This is a genomic window from Shewanella sp. DC2-4, from assembly GCF_013248875.1.
Lineage (GTDB): Bacteria > Pseudomonadota > Gammaproteobacteria > Enterobacterales > Shewanellaceae > Shewanella > Shewanella oncorhynchi.
The window spans coordinates 3,410,297-3,428,503 of the sequence record NZ_JABRVR010000002.1; the positions used below are offsets into that span (position 1 = coordinate 3,410,297).

17 protein-coding genes and 1 pseudogene are annotated in these 18,207 nt (G+C 44.9%); 7 read left to right on the top strand and 11 right to left on the bottom strand.

Going from position 1 to position 18,207, the window contains the following annotated elements; genetic code table 11:
* Window positions 1-229: 229 nt before the first annotated feature.
* From HQQ92_RS15565 to tkt, 5 genes are all read right to left on the bottom strand, one after another.
* Window positions 230-967, bottom strand: a complete 738-nt coding sequence (locus HQQ92_RS15565) for a YdiY family protein (RefSeq protein ID WP_028761626.1) — start codon at window positions 965-967, stop codon at window positions 230-232.
* 205 nt (window positions 968-1,172) lie between these two features.
* Entirely contained in the window at window positions 1,173-2,240 is a 1,068-nt protein-coding gene (gene fba, locus HQQ92_RS15570) for a class II fructose-bisphosphate aldolase (protein ID WP_028761627.1), read from the bottom strand.
* Window positions 2,241-2,463: 223 nt separating this feature from the next.
* A complete protein-coding gene (locus HQQ92_RS15575) occupies window positions 2,464-3,639 on the bottom strand; it encodes a phosphoglycerate kinase (protein WP_113939810.1) in 1,176 nt (391 codons plus the stop codon).
* A gap of 134 nt (window positions 3,640-3,773) precedes the next feature.
* On the bottom strand, window positions 3,774-4,790 hold the full coding sequence (gene epd, locus HQQ92_RS15580) for an erythrose-4-phosphate dehydrogenase (protein WP_105250098.1): 1,017 nt from the start codon (window positions 4,788-4,790) through the stop codon (window positions 3,774-3,776).
* Between the two features lie 116 nt (window positions 4,791-4,906).
* Entirely contained in the window at window positions 4,907-6,901 is a 1,995-nt protein-coding gene (tkt, locus tag HQQ92_RS15585) for a transketolase (protein ID WP_028761630.1), read from the bottom strand.
* A 445-nt stretch (window positions 6,902-7,346) separates the two neighbouring features.
* On the opposite strand from tkt, the gene metK reads away from it, so the two are divergent.
* From metK to HQQ92_RS15600, 3 genes and pseudogenes are all read left to right on the top strand, one after another.
* Window positions 7,347-8,498, top strand: a complete 1,152-nt coding sequence (gene metK, locus HQQ92_RS15590; protein WP_028761631.1) for a methionine adenosyltransferase — start codon at window positions 7,347-7,349, stop codon at window positions 8,496-8,498.
* Window positions 8,499-8,640: 142 nt separating this feature from the next.
* On the top strand, window positions 8,641-9,126 hold the full coding sequence (locus tag HQQ92_RS15595; protein WP_105252989.1) for a hypothetical protein: 486 nt from the start codon (window positions 8,641-8,643) through the stop codon (window positions 9,124-9,126).
* A gap of 77 nt (window positions 9,127-9,203) precedes the next feature.
* A pseudogene (locus tag HQQ92_RS15600) lies at window positions 9,204-9,529 on the top strand (transposase); the annotation flags it as partial.
* A gap of 123 nt (window positions 9,530-9,652) precedes the next feature.
* On the opposite strand, the gene HQQ92_RS15605 reads toward HQQ92_RS15600, so the two are convergent.
* A complete protein-coding gene (locus tag HQQ92_RS15605; RefSeq protein ID WP_173246604.1) occupies window positions 9,653-12,067 on the bottom strand; it encodes a TonB-dependent receptor domain-containing protein in 2,415 nt (804 codons plus the stop codon).
* Window positions 12,068-12,225: 158 nt separating this feature from the next.
* Between HQQ92_RS15605 and HQQ92_RS15610 the strand changes: the two genes are divergently transcribed.
* On the top strand, window positions 12,226-12,630 hold the full coding sequence (locus tag HQQ92_RS15610; protein ID WP_131525101.1) for a GNAT family N-acetyltransferase: 405 nt from the start codon (window positions 12,226-12,228) through the stop codon (window positions 12,628-12,630).
* 38 nt (window positions 12,631-12,668) lie between these two features.
* On the opposite strand, the gene HQQ92_RS15615 is transcribed toward HQQ92_RS15610, so the two are convergent.
* Window positions 12,669-13,019 carry a hypothetical protein gene (locus HQQ92_RS15615; RefSeq protein ID WP_131525100.1) on the bottom strand — a complete coding sequence of 117 codons (351 nt, stop codon included), beginning with the start codon at window positions 13,017-13,019 and terminating at the stop codon, window positions 12,669-12,671.
* 80 nt (window positions 13,020-13,099) lie between these two features.
* The gene (locus HQQ92_RS15620) at window positions 13,100-13,642 is read right to left on the bottom strand and encodes a GNAT family N-acetyltransferase (protein ID WP_131525099.1); all 543 of its coding nucleotides are present in this window, start codon (window positions 13,640-13,642) and stop codon (window positions 13,100-13,102) included.
* A 168-nt stretch (window positions 13,643-13,810) separates the two neighbouring features.
* On the opposite strand from HQQ92_RS15620, the gene HQQ92_RS15625 reads away from it, so the two are divergent.
* Window positions 13,811-14,827, top strand: a complete 1,017-nt coding sequence (locus HQQ92_RS15625; protein ID WP_173246607.1) for a GGDEF domain-containing protein — start codon at window positions 13,811-13,813, stop codon at window positions 14,825-14,827.
* 36 nt (window positions 14,828-14,863) lie between these two features.
* Here the strand turns inward: HQQ92_RS15625 and HQQ92_RS15630 are convergent, their stop codons facing one another.
* Entirely contained in the window at window positions 14,864-15,094 is a 231-nt protein-coding gene (locus HQQ92_RS15630; protein WP_173246609.1) for a hypothetical protein, read from the bottom strand.
* A gap of 71 nt (window positions 15,095-15,165) precedes the next feature.
* Between HQQ92_RS15630 and HQQ92_RS15635 the strand changes: the two genes are divergently transcribed.
* Window positions 15,166-15,582, top strand: a complete 417-nt coding sequence (locus HQQ92_RS15635; RefSeq protein WP_173246612.1) for an META domain-containing protein — start codon at window positions 15,166-15,168, stop codon at window positions 15,580-15,582.
* Window positions 15,583-15,655: 73 nt separating this feature from the next.
* Here HQQ92_RS15635 and HQQ92_RS15640 read toward each other — a convergent pair whose 3' ends face one another.
* Together HQQ92_RS15640 and HQQ92_RS15645 are read right to left on the bottom strand one after the other, a co-directional pair.
* Complete coding sequence (locus HQQ92_RS15640; protein ID WP_173246615.1) at window positions 15,656-16,990, bottom strand: dicarboxylate/amino acid:cation symporter; 1,335 nt, start codon at window positions 16,988-16,990, stop codon at window positions 15,656-15,658.
* A gap of 209 nt (window positions 16,991-17,199) precedes the next feature.
* A complete protein-coding gene (locus HQQ92_RS15645; protein WP_105250106.1) occupies window positions 17,200-17,496 on the bottom strand; it encodes a hypothetical protein in 297 nt (98 codons plus the stop codon).
* 213 nt (window positions 17,497-17,709) lie between these two features.
* Here HQQ92_RS15645 and HQQ92_RS15650 point away from each other — a divergent pair, with 213 nt between their 5' ends.
* On the top strand, window positions 17,710-18,153 hold the full coding sequence (locus HQQ92_RS15650; protein WP_105250107.1) for a GNAT family N-acetyltransferase: 444 nt from the start codon (window positions 17,710-17,712) through the stop codon (window positions 18,151-18,153).
* Window positions 18,154-18,207: the final 54 nt, after the last annotated feature.

Genomic DNA, 18,207 nt, shown 5'->3' on the forward strand with positions numbered 1-18,207 from the left:
AGTTCATCTCTACGTAGGAAATTAGTCGAAAATTACCATAGCTTCGGCATAGTAAATGTTGATAAAACGCAACTTTCTATGCATTACCCTATAACCAAAGGCGTTTAAAACATTAATTTTTGTATAACTACAGCGATAACTAATAAAGAAACATTTAACTTAGTCTAAAAAGAGCCAATAAAAAAGCACCTCAAAGGTGCTTTTTAGTTTCTAAATCAGTGTCACAGCATTAGAAGGAATATAACAAGGTCATATTGGTTTCTGTATCTGTACTTTTCTTATTATCCAACGGCTCGCTGTTGTAGCGCACAATAATGGCAAACTTCATTGCTAATGCGCCGATAATATTCGCCGTTAACGAAGTTTCAGAGCGGGCATCGAGCTTATCACCGTAATCTGCAACGAAACGTTGTTGGAATTTAGAGGTGTCAGTGATTTCGGTTTCAAAGTTGATCACGCCGTGAGCGACGACGCTGTCATTGGTGTCATGGCCTTCGATAAGTGCTTGCTCTGTATCAAGACGCTGATAGATATAACCTGGACCGACTTCGACATCTAAAAAGGTCTTACTAGTATCATAGAATCTATAACCATAACCCGCTGCGCCAGATAGCGTGTAATCATAACCTGTGAACGGATCAACTTCATAATTACCGTTAGCAAACAAGTAGCTACGATCTGTCATCTTGTAGTTACCTTGTGCGCCCGCTAAATAGCGTTTCGCGGTAACAGAACCTGTATCCTCTTTATATAAACCCTCGAGTAAGTACTGATTCTCCCAATCGCCAAGCTCATGCTTAAGATTTAAACGCCCTTTGAATGATGAGGTTTCAGTGTTACCTGTGGTTAAGGTTGCACCAAGCTCAGCTTCACCTGCGAATGTCTCATCGCCTTTTACAAAATCGGCCCCAGCTGTCGCCATAAAAGGTGCAGTCATTAATAGTGCTGCGGTCAGTACTTTCTTCATGTTTATCCGTTCCTGTTCCGTTAAATCCAATCCCTATAAATATCTGTTCGTCCCAGCGATGCTGAATAAGCACATATTAATAAGGGTTAGTATTTTCCCCTGAAAATCTGCGCGATATTAACATTTACGATTAAAAAATGAAAATTGCAGCTATTTTAAGTATAAAAAAACCCGCTTTAGCGGGTTTTTATCTCAGCGATAACGCTTACATATTGATCTTAGGATCTAACGCGCCAGACTGATACGCTTTATACATTGCTTGTAAAGACAATGGCTTAATCTTAGATGCTTGACCTGCACAGCCGAAAGCTTCATAGCGAACCGTACAGATATCGGCCATGGCTTCCATTGATGCTTTCAGGAATTTACGTGGATCAAATTCACTTGGGTGTTCAGCTAGGAATTTACGAACTGCACCCGTTGATGCTAAACGTAAGTCGGTATCAATGTTGACTTTACGTACACCGTGTTTGATACCTTCTACGATTTCTTCTAATGGCACACCGTAGGTTTCTGGGATCTGACCACCATATTGGTTGATGATCTTTAGCCACTCTTGTGGCACAGAAGATGAACCGTGCATCACTAAGTGAGTATTAGGAATACGCGCATGAATTTCTTTGATGCGGTCGATACGCAGTACATCGCCCGTCGGTTTACGACTGAACTTATATGCACCATGGCTAGTACCGATAGCAATCGCGAGTGCATCAACATGGGTATCGGCAACGAAACGCGCCGCTTCTTCAGGGCTAGTCAGCATTTGATCGTGACTTAAAATACCTGATGCACCAACACCATCTTCTTCGCCAGCTTGGCCAGTTTCTAAGCTGCCTAAACAGCCGATTTCACCTTCAACTGACACACCACACGCATGGGCAAATGCCACTGTACGACGGGTAACATCAACGTTGTACTCGTACGATGCAGGCGTTTTGCCGTCAGCCATCAAAGAGCCGTCCATCATGACTGATGACATGCCTAATTGGATAGAACGCTGACAAATATCAGGATCGGTACCGTGGTCTTGGTGAATACACACAGGAATATCTGGGTACTGCTCAAGAGCCGCTGCCATCAAATATTTTAAGAACTGTGGGCGAGCGTATTTACGCGCGCCAGCAGAAGCTTGCACTATCACAGGGCTGTCTGTTGCTTCAGCGGCCTGCATGATGGCACGCATCTGCTCTAAGTTGTTAACGTTAAACGCAGGCACACCGTATCCATGTTCTGCTGCGTGATCAAGTAGTTGTCGTAGGGAAATTAACGCCATTTTTTAACTCCAATAATAGGGTGATATCTATCACCGAGGTCGCTATCGTTTGGATGGATTTTTATACCCGCATTCAACTCTGTACCTTAAATAAACAACTTAAATTAAGTACCTTAGATGAATACGGGCGGTTTTTTTATAATTTTTTACTTTTTATCAAAGCTTTGATGTTATCAGAGCTTATCGCGGCGTCTTATGCGCCGCGTATTTTAAAACTTAATGATTAAGCGCCGCGCTTTTCTAACATAGCCACAGCCGGTAATTCTTTACCTTCGAGGAACTCGAGGAAAGCACCGCCACCAGTCGAAATATAAGACACTTTATCGGCAATACCGTACTTATCAACCGCAGCCAAAGTGTCACCACCGCCTGCGATAGAGAACGCTTTTGAATCAGCAATCGCTTGGGCGATACGCTTAGTACCTTCACCGAATTGGTCGAATTCGAACACGCCCACAGGGCCGTTCCACACGATAGTGCCTGCAGATTCGATAATTTTAGCCAGTGCTTCAGCGCTATCTGGACCAATATCGAAAATCATTTCGCCATCAGCGACTTCGCTAACCGATTTTAACGTTGCCGCTGCTGTTGGGCTAAACTCACCCGCAACGACCACATCGGTCGGCACAGGAATATCGGCGCCACGGCTCTTAGCATTAGCCACTAAACGCTTAGCTTCGTCGATCAAATCCGCCTCATACAGCGATTTACCGACATTGTAGCCCGCCGCCGCAATGAAAGTATTGGCAATACCGCCGCCAACCACTAACTGATCGACTATGCCTGAAAGACTTTCTAGCACAGTCAGCTTAGTCGACACTTTAGAGCCACCGACAATCGCCACCATTGGACGCGCAGGATTATCTAATGCCTTGCCTAAGGCATCTAATTCTTGTGCCAGTAATGGACCGGCACAGGCGATTGGGGCAAACATGCCCACGCCATGAGTCGATGCTTGGGCACGATGTGCAGTACCGAAGGCGTCCATCACATAGACATCACACAGCGCCGCCATTTTTTTCGATAAGGCTTCGTTGTTCTTACCTTCACCCACGTTGAAACGCACGTTTTCGAACACAACCACTTCACCCACGGCAACGTCAACGCCATCTAAATAGTCGGTCGCTAAACGCACAGGACAAGACAGGGCTTTTGCCAAATAATCGACCACAGGTTGCAGAGAATATTCAGCATTGTATTCGCCTTCGGTCGGACGACCTAAATGCGACATCACCATCACAGCCGCACCTTTTTCAAGTGCCAACTCGATAGTCGGTAGAGAGGCGCGCAGACGTGCGTCACTGGTGACGACGCCGTTGCTGACAGGGACATTGAGATCTTCGCGGATAAGCACGCGCTTACCTTGTAGATCCAGATCTGACATATTGATAATTGCCATGGTAACGCTTCCTTTTATAATCAAAAAACAAACTGTTTCACACATAGCCGGTATGAATTGACTGCCGCTCGGCGCTCGACATCCCGTCGAATTGGCATAAATTCAGTGACCCACAAGTGAATAATCTACTTTTATCAGCCTCGCTTGGCCGCAATCATCGCCAAACTCGTATCTAACATACGATTGGCAAAACCCCACTCGTTATCGCACCACAGGAGTAACTTTACCAACTGACCGGCGCTCACGCGGGTCTGGGTACCATCGACAATACTGGAGCGCGGATCATGGTTGAAATCACATGAGACTAAGGGCTCATCAGTATAGCCTAAGATGCCATTAAATCGCCCATTGGCGGCTGATTCCAGCACCTGATTGACTGTGGCAATATCGACGGTTTTTTCTAAGGTCACGGACAAATCGATGGCGGTCACGTTGATGGTGGGCACGCGCACCGAAATCGCTTCAAACTTATTTTTCATGTGTGGCAAGATCCGCTCAATACCGCGGGCAAGCTTAGTGTCGACAGGGATAATCGATTGACCAGCAGCGCGGGTACGACGCAAATCATCATGATAAGCATCAATTACTTGCTGATCATTCATCGCCGAATGGATAGTGGTAATGGCACCGCTTTTAACTCCGAAGTGGCGATCGAGCACATCGATCACAGGCACGATACAGTTTGTGGTGCAAGAAGCGTTGGAAACCACTGTGTGTTCGGCGCGGAGTAAATCGTGATTCACACCATAGACAATCGTGCCATCGACATCCGCTGAGGATGGATGGCTTATCAGCACTTGTTTAGCGCCAGCATGAATATGGGCTTCGCAGCTTTGACGATCAACTAATACGCCTGTGGCTTCATAGACAATATCTATGTCCATCTCGTGCCAAGGGAGTTTTGCCGGATCGGGCTCGTGGAGAATTTTTATCGCATCGTCGCCAATCAGCATATGATCATCAACAAGCTTCACTTTATGCGCAAACCGACCGTGGGTTGTGTCGTACTGGGTCAGATGAATAATGGCTTCAGGTTTAGCTAATTCATTAATCGCGACAATCTGCATTTGCTGCCGTTTTCCAGACTCATATAAAGCTCGGAGAATAGAGCGGCCGATACGGCCATAACCATTGATAGCGACTCGGATCATTGAGGTCTCAATTTCCTCTTAATACAAAAACGGCCTGCAAACGATTGCAGGCCGCATTATACAGATTAACACTTAAAAAGTTTAACCTTTTGTATTGAATCTAATCCCTTGAGCCATTAGCCCAATGATTTTGCAGCATTCAGCACATTTTCAACGGTGAAACCGAAGTGATTCAATAGCACGTTACCCGGTGCAGACTCACCAAATGTGGTCATGCCTACAACTGTACCTTCAAACCCGACGTACTTGTACCAGAAATCGGTATGCGCCGCTTCAATAGCCACACGTTTAGTCACAGCACGTGGTAATACAGATTCTTTATAAGCAGCATCTTGCTTATCGAACTCAGTTGTCGATGGCATAGAGACCACGCGAACGTGTTTACCTTGCTCAGTCAGTGCAGCGGCTGCATCCATTGCCAATTGTACTTCGCTACCAGTTGCGATCAGGATCAGTTCTGGTGTACCCGCACAGTCTTGCAGTACATAAGCACCTTTAGCCACATTAGCTAATTGCTCAGCGGTACGCGCTTGAGCTTTCAGGTTTTGACGGCTGAAGATCAGTGACGTAGGTGCATTACGGCGCTCAATCGCAGCTTTCCAAGAAACTGCCGTTTCTGCAGCATCACATGGACGCCATACGGCCATATTTGGCGTCATACGCAGGTTAGCTAATTGCTCAACTGGCTGATGCGTTGGGCCATCTTCACCTTGACCGATAGAGTCATGGGTATAAACGAAGATGTTTTGAATGCCCATCAGCGCCGACATACGAACTGCGTTACGAGCATATTCCATGAACATCATGAACGTTGCGCCGTAGTTGATGAAACCACCATGCAGCGAAGCACCGTTCATAATGCCGCTCATGCCGAATTCACGCACGCCGTAGTAAATGTAGTTACCAGCTGGATCGTCTTGAATACCTTTAGAACCTGACCACAGTGTCAAGTTAGAACCCGCTAAGTCAGCAGAGCCGCCTAACAGTTCAGGCAACATAGCGCCAAATGCACCGATAGCATTTTGTGAGGCTTTACGGCTCGCAATACCTTCGGCTTTGTCCTGTGATGCTTGCACGAATGCCTGCGCTTTTTCTTCGAAATCAGCAGGTAATTCACCTTTCAGAACGCGACGCTCATATTCAGCAGCCAGTTCTGGGTGAGCTGCGCGATAAGCTGCAAACTTCTCGTTCCACGCTGCTTCACGGGCAGCACCGGCTTCTTTGGCATCCCAACCCGCATAAACGTCAGCAGGGATTTCGAATGGCGCATGTGGCCAGCCAAGGAATTCACGGGCTGCTGCGATTTCCGCATCGCCTAGTGGCGCGCCGTGGCAATCGTGGCTGCCTGATTTGTTAGGTGAACCAAAACCGATAATGGTTTTGCAGCAAATCATGGTTGGTTTATCAGTCACCGCTTTCGCCGCTTCGATAGCAGCACGGATTGCCGCGCTATCGTGACCATCAACACCGGCAATCACATGCCAGCCGTAAGCTTCAAAACGCTTTGGCGTATCATCGGTGAACCAGCCTTCAACATGGCCATCGATAGAAATACCGTTGTCATCCCAAAATGCGACCAGTTTACCTAAACCTAAAGTACCGGCTAATGAACAGGCTTCGTGGGAAATACCTTCCATCAAACAGCCATCGCCGAGGAAGCAGTAAGTGTAGTGATCAACGATATCGTGACCATCACGGTTAAACTGTGCCGCTAAGGTTTTCTCAGCAATCGCCATACCAACAGCGTTGCTGATGCCCGCACCGAGTGGACCCGTTGTGGTTTCAACACCTGGGGTGTAACCGTATTCTGGGTGACCCGGGGTTTTAGAATGCAATTGACGGAACTGTTTAAGCTCTTCAATTGGTAATTCATAACCAGTCAGGTGAAGTAAAGAGTAAATCAGCATTGAACCGTGACCGTTAGAGAGGATAAAACGATCTCTATCTACCCATTTCGGATTGTTCGGGTTGTGCTTAAGGAAATCATTCCACAGCACTTCAGCAATATCTGCCATACCCATTGGGGCGCCGGGATGGCCTGAATTTGCTTTTTGAACTGCATCCATACTTAACGCACGGATTGCGTTTGCGAGTACTTTACGGGAAGACATGCTCTCTCCTGCTTGTTTGTGGGGTCTAGCGGGCAATTTGGATGCATATTTTCCCCTACATGCCAGTGTGACGCAAACTAAAATTGCCATTCACTCAGCAAAAGATGGCCGAATATGTACCCAAACAACCTGAAGATGCAGGATTCAGGTAGCTTGAGTATATAAGTCGCAGAAATAAGCTAGTCACTTTGCTCGCGTTTACTTGAGAGGGCATAGCAAGGATCACTTATAATGGAGAAATAAATTTCTCAAAAACATAGTAAACTTAATACCATGAAATATAAGTAAAATAACCTATTTATGGCAGGGCGTAGTCGTTTTCAGGTCACAATCTGAGAGGATTTTTTATTATCGGGGGTGATCGGCAATCGGATTTAAACTAAAATAGCCGTCTAGATGTAGATGCTTCTACACGTTTGAATGCTAACGACGAGATTTTCCTACTATGGCAAAGCACTTGTTTACTTCTGAGTCGGTCTCAGAAGGTCATCCCGATAAGATTGCAGATCAGATTTCTGATGCTGTGCTAGATGCAATTCTGGCTCAAGATCCAAAAGCACGCGTAGCGTGTGAAACTTATGTCAAAACCGGCATGGTATTAGTCGGTGGCGAAGTCACTACCTCTGCCTGGGTTGATATTGAAGAAATCACCCGTAAAACGGTGCGTGAAATTGGTTATACCCATTCAGATATGGGATTTGATGCAGACTCGTGCGCAGTATTAAACGCCATTGGTAAGCAATCACCCGACATCAATCAAGGTGTAGACCGCGCAGACCCTGCAGAGCAAGGTGCTGGCGATCAAGGGTTAATGTTTGGTTATGCCAACAACGAAACTGACATTCTGATGCCTGCACCTATCACCTATGCTCACGCATTAGTGAAACGTCAGTCTGAAGTGCGTAAAAATGGCACGCTACCTTGGTTACGCCCAGATGCGAAAAGCCAAGTCACTTTTGCCTATGATGATGGCAAAATTGTCGGTATCGATGCAGTTGTGTTATCGACTCAACACAGAGATGACGTTTCACAAGCCGACTTAATTGAAGGCGTGATGGAAACCATCATCAAGCCTGTATTACCGGCTCAATGGTTAAACAAAGACACTAAGTTCTTTATCAACCCAACTGGCCGTTTTGTTATCGGTGGTCCAGTAGGCGATTGCGGCTTAACGGGTCGTAAGATCATCGTAGACACCTACGGCGGCATGGCCCGTCATGGTGGTGGCGCATTCTCTGGTAAAGATCCATCAAAAGTGGATCGTAGCGCGGCATATGCTGCACGTTATGTGGCAAAAAACATAGTTGCAGCAGGTCTTGCTGATCGCTGTGAAATCCAAGTGTCTTACGCAATTGGTGTGGCAGAGCCGACCTCTATCAGCATCGAGACCTTCGGTACTGGTAAAGTGTCTGAAGAAGTGCTGATCAAGTTAGTCCGTCAACACTTTGAACTGCGCCCATACGGTTTAACGGCCATGCTAGATTTAGCACGTCCAATTTATCAAGCGACCGCCGCTTATGGCCACTTTGGTCGCAGCGAATTCCCATGGGAAGCGACTGATAAAGCCGAAATATTACGTGCTGACGCGGGTCTATAGTCTTAATTCATTTCAATTTTTACACTTAAGATCCATGAAAAACCGCTACCCAGCGGTTTTTTTATGTCTGACATTTAGTTAGATTACAAATATGGCAAAATAAAAGCAGCATATACACAGACCATTAGAGTGCACAGACCCCATGACCGATAACGCCATCTTATTACAGCAACTTCAATCTTGTGCATGGGCAGCCAACGTAGGTCTGCCAGAGGAAACAGCAAAGACATACGGTACATTAGAGGAGATCGCCGCTTTTCTTGAATCCGATCCTGAAGCCTTTTTTGAAACACCTTACGAAATCCACTATGAAAGCCTGTGTGTAACAGACCATGACTTGGCAAATTCGTTAAAAACAAAGGCAGTAGTAAATGATGTGCATGCTTGGATTTCTGACAGCGAAGTCGATGAAATTTCTAAGTCAGCTTACCTCTCCACTTGGAAAATTATTCCCGTTGCAGAAATATGCGCGCTGACATCCGATGACGCTAATACGCTCGCAACACTGCTACTAGCTGACGTTAAACTTTCAGCCTTTACGAGTGAACGCCTATCTTGGTATCTCTGTGGAAGAATCCCCTTTGGTTATATTGGTACTTATCCAAACGGACAATGGCTCATTCTGTAGCCTTATACGCTAGCACCTTTAATTTTTCTGACTTCATCTAGGGTCTATTGAGCTTTCGAGAATGATTTTTAGACAGCATACCAATACTGATGCTAACCAATGCACACTGGGAAACACTATTTCATTTAATGAAAAGCACAGGCCGTGTTTATGATAAACCTGAACATAGACAAACATTCGAAGGCATTCTTTACCACCTTCTAACAGGTATCCCTTGGCAAGATTTACCCAAAGAGTTGAGCCATTGGAGTACGGTCTTTAGACGGTTTTATTTATGGTCTGAAAAGACATTCAGGCCTATTTATTCAAAGCTTTAGCGAAAATGGCCGACACGGAATGGGTCTTTATTGATGGCTCGATAGTGCAGACTCACCAGCACAGTGCAGGTGCACTGAGTAATGAGTAATGAGTAATGAGAGTTACCCTATTGTTTAATTGATAGTGGATACCTTTATCAAACGGGTAACTCTCAGTTTTATCTATCGCCCATGAATATCAAATAATGACTAATGCACAGAGTATTAGTTTAGAAACGTACATTCATACCAACCCAGAAGTTACGGGCCTTATCTTTGTTATTAAAATCATCAACGTAAGATGCTGTGTATCCGTTTGGGCCATTGTCGTCAGAGACACAAGTGGTGCTAGTGTCACTACATTCGGTGAAGACAATATCGTATGAAGTAAAATCTTTATCAAACAAGTTATTTACTCGCATGTTGAAGGTGACAAACTCACTCGCCTGATAAGAACCACCAAGATGGAACACGTTATAACCCTTATAGTAAAGTGCAGCATCATTAATGATATCCCAAGAGCGATAACGTTTAGCACGGTATTCTGAGGTCAAGAATACGTTAAATGAGTCGGTCAACTCCCATTTTAATGTCGCGTTTGCCATATGCTTGGCACTGTTGCCGAGTGGACGACCTTGCTCTGCACCGCTTTTCTGCTCGCTATCTGTGTAGGTATAATTAGCATTTAATGTTAAGGCATCTAGAATTTCCCAACGTCCCGCGAGCTCAGCACCTTGAATAGTAACTTTATCTATGTTGACTGTTTTGCTACTGACTGCATAACCTAAATCAGCATATTCACCCGCATCGGAACATTCTATGCTCGTACCTTTACCACAGGGTTGTGAAGCAATCTTATCGTCAAAGTCATTTTTAAAAATAGTGACGTTAAAATTATGGCCATCTGGATGAGACCAATACAGGGCGACTTCGCTGGACACACTGGTTTCAGCTTCGAGATCTGGGTTACCAAATTGCGGTGAGGTTCCTTGGCCACCAAAGCCAACGACACCATCATACAATTGTGTGGTTTTAGGTGTTTTAAAGCCTGTGCTCACCCCACCCTTTACAGTCCACTCATTATTAATGGTGTAAACGCCGTATAGACGTGGGCTGAGTTGGTTGCCAAATATTTCATGATCATCATGACGTAAACCCGCAGTAACAGATAAATCAGAAGTCATGCTCCATGTATCTTCAGCAAAAACAGACCACATATTGTGTTCTTGTACTGCGCCCGGCGTACCTTCTTCCATACCAAATACACCGTCTTTCAACTCACCACGAATCACCTGCGCCCCCGTCACTGCGACATGATTTCCTGCAGCTTCAAATGGAATATCGAGTTTCATATCAAGCGTATATTGATTACTTGCCATTTCGCGTTTAGGTCTAGGCAGGAAAGTGGATTCAGCAATCGCTTTACGTTCGGCTTCAGTCATGCCGGTGTAATCCCCTTTACCATCAATCATCTGCAGTAGTAATACTCTTTCAGCAGTGGTAAATGGCAGTGTGCGGCCATTATTTTGTGTGTCTACATAGGATAGTGACACAAAGCTTGTACCAAAATCCCAAGCACCTTCATGGGTTAACGCCCAAGCATCACGGGTAAATTTTTGAGTCTCGCTGTAACCCGCTCGCGGATTTGATCGTCTTGCCCATTCACCACCGCTAGCTAGACAAGCAGCCTCACGGGAACCTACGCCGCCTTTACAGAAGTTACTGGCAATCCAGAGACTATCGATATTATCAACAGTACCAAGCGGATACTCGCGTTCACCGTTATCATTGATCAGTGGCGTATTATCATAATCTTGAGATGAGGAATCTAAATCAAACCAAATTTTGTGATGTTCATTTAGCGTCCAACTTAAACTCCCACCTAACATATGATTTTCGTTATCGACGGTTTTACCGCCACCACCAAAACCGAGTGAACGAGTGCGTACTTCTCCATTGGGATAATCTACTGGTGCATACTCTGGTGTAGACCCCATTCGATCATAAATACTGCCATGAATCGATAACCCAAGAACGCCTTTAATGAGGGGACCCATCACGCTGAAATCGGTAGTGATATCTTCGCCATAGGCATCATTGGTTTGATGAGTTCGGCTGTGAGTGATAGAGCCAGACCATTCGTCGCCCACTTTTTTAGTGATGATGTTCACCACACCACCTAGAGCATCTGCACCGTATAACGTTGATGCTGGCCCACGAATAACTTCAATTCGATCAATAGCATCAAGTGGTGGTACATGACCAAATTGATTGCCACCAAAACTGTTTGGATAAATATCACCATGGTTATTCTGACGCTTACCATCGACAAGGATTAAGGTATAGTCAGATCCCATACCGCGTAGACTGATGGTACCTTGCCCTGTTTTATCACAGGTTTCACCAATATCAACCCCTTCCAAGTCACGCACTGCATCTAGGAGAGTGGTATAAGGTTTTATCATCAAATCTTCTTGGGTGATAACAGAAATACTGGCGGGTGCATCAACCAATTTCTGTTCATATCCAGAGGCAGTAACAACCATAACTTCCATTTTTCTGTCGGGAGCCTCTTCGGCTTGGACAAAATTACCCGTAAATACAGCGGTAATGGCAACTGCCAAGCAAGTTTGACGAAATAACATAAACCTCTCCTGTTTAGTAAACTTAGTTTACAAATGTAACTTATAAATGATTTCGCGAATGATAATGATTAACATTAGTGAGATCAATCAAAAGTTGAATACAACAGAAATAACATTTACGTTTATAAAGTAATCACATTCCAGAAAGAGTTTTTGACATGAACTTTGAAGTTATGAGTGAAGAAAATATCGCGATTGTGGATGCGCTGGTAGACGGCGTTAGGCAATTTAATGCTGGGCTGTTAGGACCTGAGAAATCAGTGCCTTTGACTGTCATTGCACGTGATGAAGCTGGCAAGTTGATTGGTGGTGTGGGTGGCCGGACTATCTATAAAAACTTCTTAATCAATGTTGTCTGGGTTGATGAGCAAACCAGAGGCACTGGGCTTGGGCATAAACTGATGGCACTTGCCGAAGCTGAGGCGAAACAGCGGGGTTGCTTGGTAGCTCAAGTGGATACCTTATCGATTCAAGCACCTGTGTTTTATGAAAAACAAGGGTTTGAGATCATAGGCACTGTCACCACTGACCCTCAGCGCATCTTTCTGATGAAGAAGTATTGATCAAAAAAGCGATTGAGAAACGGACTGAATTAACACTCTCAGCAATGATCGAAATGGGCGTTTTGCATGCAGAGTAGACCAATCTGCTCTTGGGATAAAATAGCGCATTCTAACGCGCTCTTGGAGTTTACACGGCTAAGTTCCTTATCGGTCAGTCGCGTAATCACCGTCGAATAGGCATTGGTTCGACCACAATCGAGCCAAATATTCCCCACTTGTACCCAATAATGCTGCACTTGCCCTGAATCGGAGATAAACTCGACTTCAAATCCCCTCGCCTCACATTCATGGTGAGCGCACTCAGATAGGACCAATCTCAAGTTGTCCCAAGCCGATAAATTGACTTCGGCATAGGCCGTTAATAGTGACTCAACAAATTGTACATTCATGTATTTATCTCCGTTATTTAACCTGAACTCGGGTTATTTACACAGTAGAGATTGAATCCTTAATTTCTATCATCGAACAACTAAGCTTGGGTCTTTGCCGCCATTAAATAATAATCTCTTGCCGAAACGGTGAAAAAATCCACAACCTGCATGTGCGCTTTACCCGAGTGAGCGGCAAAGGAACGTTCATTATCTTCAGCAATAAAGGTCAACATATAGCTAAAATGCGGAGCAACTTGGCGACGAATTTCATGGACTAATGCCTCGAAAATCCCTTGCCCACGGTAGGCTTGCTGCACCCATATCGGCCCGTATTGGCAAGAGTTGGCCTTAGTTAATTTAGGTCCATCCCAATCGAGTTGCCCTAAACGATTCAACAAAGTGCGGTAAATGGGCCAATGTTCGAAAAATCCCCAACGGCCTGCAATCACATAACCGACGATCTGCTGTTCTACCAGTGCAACTACGACCCAATGATGCTGCACTAATTCGCTCAGTTCACCGTGGGAAAAAGCTTGTCCTTGTAACCCCATACTGGCGGAAGCTAATTCATCATTAAGATGTTTTTTCTCTAGCATCGCTAATAAATCAACATCTTGAGGTAAGGCTAGTCTAATTTTCACAGTATTCTCACAGCATTATTTCTGCTTTTGGCCCAATTTCAGCCCGCCAGTATACTCGGTTGGGTTAATAGGCACAGCAAGGACAAGGCAATATTTAGGGCTTTGATTTGCTAAATATCCTTTTATTTCCCAAACTTAATGGATATTTAGCCATAGTTAGGCGTTTGTATGTTGCCAGAAACCATTAATCCCAACTTGAGTTTACTTGATACCGATAATCAACAAGTCAATCTCACACGCTGGATGCACCAATGTGAGCTCATCAAAAGCTATTACAACGCCAACACGGTTTTCATATTCCAAAAAATCAGTGCAGGGTTTGAGATCATCGTCAGTTCAATCACTGAAACACCGCAATTTACCGCAGGCACTTTATATCCACCAGCACTCGAACTCTTCAAACAGATACAAAACAGCCAACCTGATGGTTTATATCAAAACCTCGGCAGCTTTATGTTAGAGGATTTACCAAGGGATTTTGATGGCATTCAGCACATTCTCTCGCGCCCAATCGCTTGGCCCGATGGCAGCCAATTTGGCGCCCTGTGCGTACTCAACCCACATATGGCAGACCCGCTAGCCAATGCCGCTATGCTCGAACCGTTTCAGATATTGCTGCAACAGGAATTATCTCTGCTGTGTCAGAACCATAGAATTGAATCCCTTTCGATGCGCGACCAAGAAACCGGCATGCTCAATCATTACGGTTTTTTGATGATGGCGCCAAGACAGCTCAATTTAGGCCGCCGCTTTGGTGCCCATGCAGGCATCATCTTCTTTGAATTACTGAGTCCGGATAACACGCCCATCCCCCTCGAAGATAATCACCACAGGCTGTTAGGCAAGTTGATCCAAGATACGATACGGACCGCCGACGTTGCCGCCCACTACAACACCACTCAATTTGTGGTACTGGCCTTTGTGGATGGTGAACGAGATATTCAACATATTATGAAGCGGGTAGAAAAACAGTTAGAACAGCAAAACCACCAGCTTAAACTCGATGCGAGTTACAGTTTCTTCACTCCAGAATCCAGCGCCAAACTTGCACCTATGATGGAACTCGCACGGGGTAAACTTGATTCAATGCGCCCACCTGTACCCCAAGCCGCAGACACGCCAGTAGAACCCGCCATTGACTCAAGCTTGTACGATAATCCAGCCGCAGATTCGGCAGAGCTTTGATTTAATGAAATTTAGGCTTAATTAGGCAGTACAAAATTACTTGGAATGCTCATCTTGGCGCTTCACCCATTGGATAAACAGCACCACAGGATAGGGCGACATTAAGACCAACCCTAAACCAATCAGACTTGAGATCAATAACATGCCGCTTATCTCTAGACTCCATTGCGTCAACATATAAAACCCAAATCCACAAACTAGCATCAATACACCTAACCAATGTAAAAACTTCAACAAATTCAGAGTACTTTTAAATGAGCCTGTCATATAAACCCCTTTAGATCTTACGAAAAACTTGTCACACTATGGCCATAATCATGGAAAAAGGAACCGCAACGATGTTAAAAAAAACATTCATCTTAGGTGCATTACTCTTAGGCATCACAGCCTGCCAAAGTGCCGATATAGCCCCAAATGATACCATTCCATTAGAAGGCCGCTGGCACATTGAAATGGTTCAAGGCCAACCGACTATCGATTACAGCCCAGCGCAAATCATCTTTGAGGCCGAAGGTAAATTACATGGCAACAACAGCTGCAATAACTTTTTCGGTCAATATACTCAGCAAGGCGAAGAGCTTAAGCTATCTCCTGCCGGTAGCACAATGAAAGCCTGTGTGGATGCCCTAATGCAGCAAGAGCACAAAGTGATGCAAGCTATGCCATTAGTTACCAAAGCAAAATTAGTGCAAGGCCGACTTACCTTACTTAACAGCGACGACAAGCCAGTGTTAATGTTAAGCCAAATGAAGTAACCATAAAACTTGTCAGCATAAAAAAACCGCCAATGGCGGTTTTTTTAGTTAACGAACCAGCAATAAAAGCTCCCTATGCTTTGACACTCTTAGCCGCTGCAATTTCGAGGGCGATATTCTGTTCGGCGATTACGGCGCTTTGATCTGTGTCGGCATTATAATGCGCCATATCCAACTCATCTTCAGACTTTGCAATGACAGTCGTCGCCACTAAGTCACCGGAGACGTTTACCACAGTACGCACCATATCTAAAATACGGTCAATTCCCGCAATCAATGCCACCCCTTCTAAGGGAAGCCCTACGGTTGTGAGTACTAAAGTCAACATCACTAAACCCGCACCGGGCACACCCGCAGTACCAATAGAGGCCAACGTCGCCGTTAAAATAATGGTGAGATAATCGACGACAGTCAGGTCGATACCAAACGCCTGTGCCACAAACAGCACTGTGACCCCTTGGTATAATGCTGTGCCATCCATATTGATTGTGGTGCCTAGCGGTAACACGAAGCTAGAGATCTTCTTATGAACCCCCAAATTTTCACTCGCACACTTCATACTCACAGGAAGCGTGCCCGCAGAGCTCGATGTGGTAAACGCCACTAACATGGCATTGCTAATCCCTTTAAAAAACTGCAGCGGGCTTAACTTCGCAAATCCGCGCAGTAAAAAACTATAGAATCCAATCACATGAATAATACAGCCAAGGTACACAGCAATAATGACTTTGATCAGTGGCCAGAGCATATCAATCCCATACTCCCCCGCTACCCAAGCCATTAGCCCAAATACACCGTAGGGTGCGAGCTTCATCACCATGTCGGCCATTTTATACATGGCCTCAGCTAAACTTTCGAACACTTTAATTGCAGGTTTGCCATGCTCGCCAATCAGCACTAAGGCGATACCTAAAACAATCGCAAATACTATAACTTGCAAAATTTGCCCGCTTGCTAAAGCCGCAATAGGGTTCGTCGGCACTATGTCGATCAAAGTATCGACTAAAGAAGGTATTTCTTTGGCAGTTTGAGCCGTGCTATCTGCCAATGACAAACCTAAACCAGCACCGGGTTGAAGAACATAACCAACAATTAAACCGATAGTGATCGCGATAGCCGTGGTAAAGAGATAAAACGCAAAAGATTTAAAACCAATACGCCCCATCTTGTTCGTATCCTGCATCGAAGTGACGCCCACAATCAGTGAGCAAAACACCAATGGCACAATCAGCATCTTAATGGAATTAACAAACAAGGTGCCTATCGGCTTTAAGTGAGTCGCTTGCTCGCCGAAGATGATGCCCACTAAAATACCTAGCACCATACCGATAACAATTTGCAGCCACAGCGGCACTGACATCCAGCGAGACCAAACACGGCCTAATGCTGACGACTTTTGTTTTGTCATATTGATAACCTTGAATTCAAAACTATGATGGGGCAAAGACCAAAACTAGCGCGCTAGTTTCTCAGTCTAAATGGGGCAATCGCCGAGTCTAGCAGAGGGGTTTTAATCGAGGGATGATCTGGGTCACGTTGAGCTAAACCGCCTTAAAATCAGCAATATTAACTAAACCAAGTTTGTTAAATTGGCCGCTTAGATGTTAGTTTTCCTGCTTAAGCATCAAAATATTCTGTGACTTTTTTTGGTGCTATTTGCTGACGATAAAGCGACGCAGGCGGTTGCTCACGCTCAATCAAATAACTCCAATAATCGTCATCAAAACCACTGAAAATAAAGTCGGACTTACCGTTAGCTTTTAAGACCAACCACCACCAAACTAAACCCCATAAACCGAAGCTCAACAGCGTTAAAATAAAATGCAGAAGATGATTTATCTGTTCATCAGCAGCAATATCATAGACGGGTAAAATTTTAAGTTTATAGCGGCGAGTAGACTTAATAAATCCCATCATTAACTCACTTAGTTCAGCGAAAGGACACTAAAGATAAGCCTAGCAGATAAGACTTTAGTCGTACAAATATCCACGACAATAAATAATATCAGTGCCTAACCTGCCACTGCCAAACTCGTTATCCCTCGTCGTTCCATGATAAAGTGAATCACAAAATGTTGTTTACTAAACAAGAGCGGTATTGCCAAATAACCGCCTAGGAGTTGTAGTATGTTGATTCGTAAAGCTAAGGCTCAAGACCTAATCGCCTTAGTGCAGTTTAATCAGGCCATGGCCCAAGAAACCGAAGGCCTAGCCTTAGATGAAGCGACACTGACTCGAGGTGTGGGCACGCTACTTGAGAGCCCGCAAAAAGGGTTTTACCTGGTCGCTGAAATCGCAGGTGAGCTAGTCGGCTCGCTCATGGTGACATTTGAATGGAGCGATTGGCGTGCGAAGGATTATTACTGGATCCAGAGTGTGTATATTCGCCCGAAAAATCGTCGCCAAGGCATCTATGCCAAACTCTACAGCGAAGTCAAACAACTGGCCGAAGCCAATGGTGGTGCCGCAAGCTTCCGTTTATATGTAGAACAAGAAAACCTCGCCGCACAGCAGACCTATCAAGCGTTAGGGATGAAGCAGAGTTACTACTTAATGTACGAAGAAAAATAAGCGATTCAAATCTTATACGTAATAAAAAAGGATCGGGCCAATGGCACGATCCTT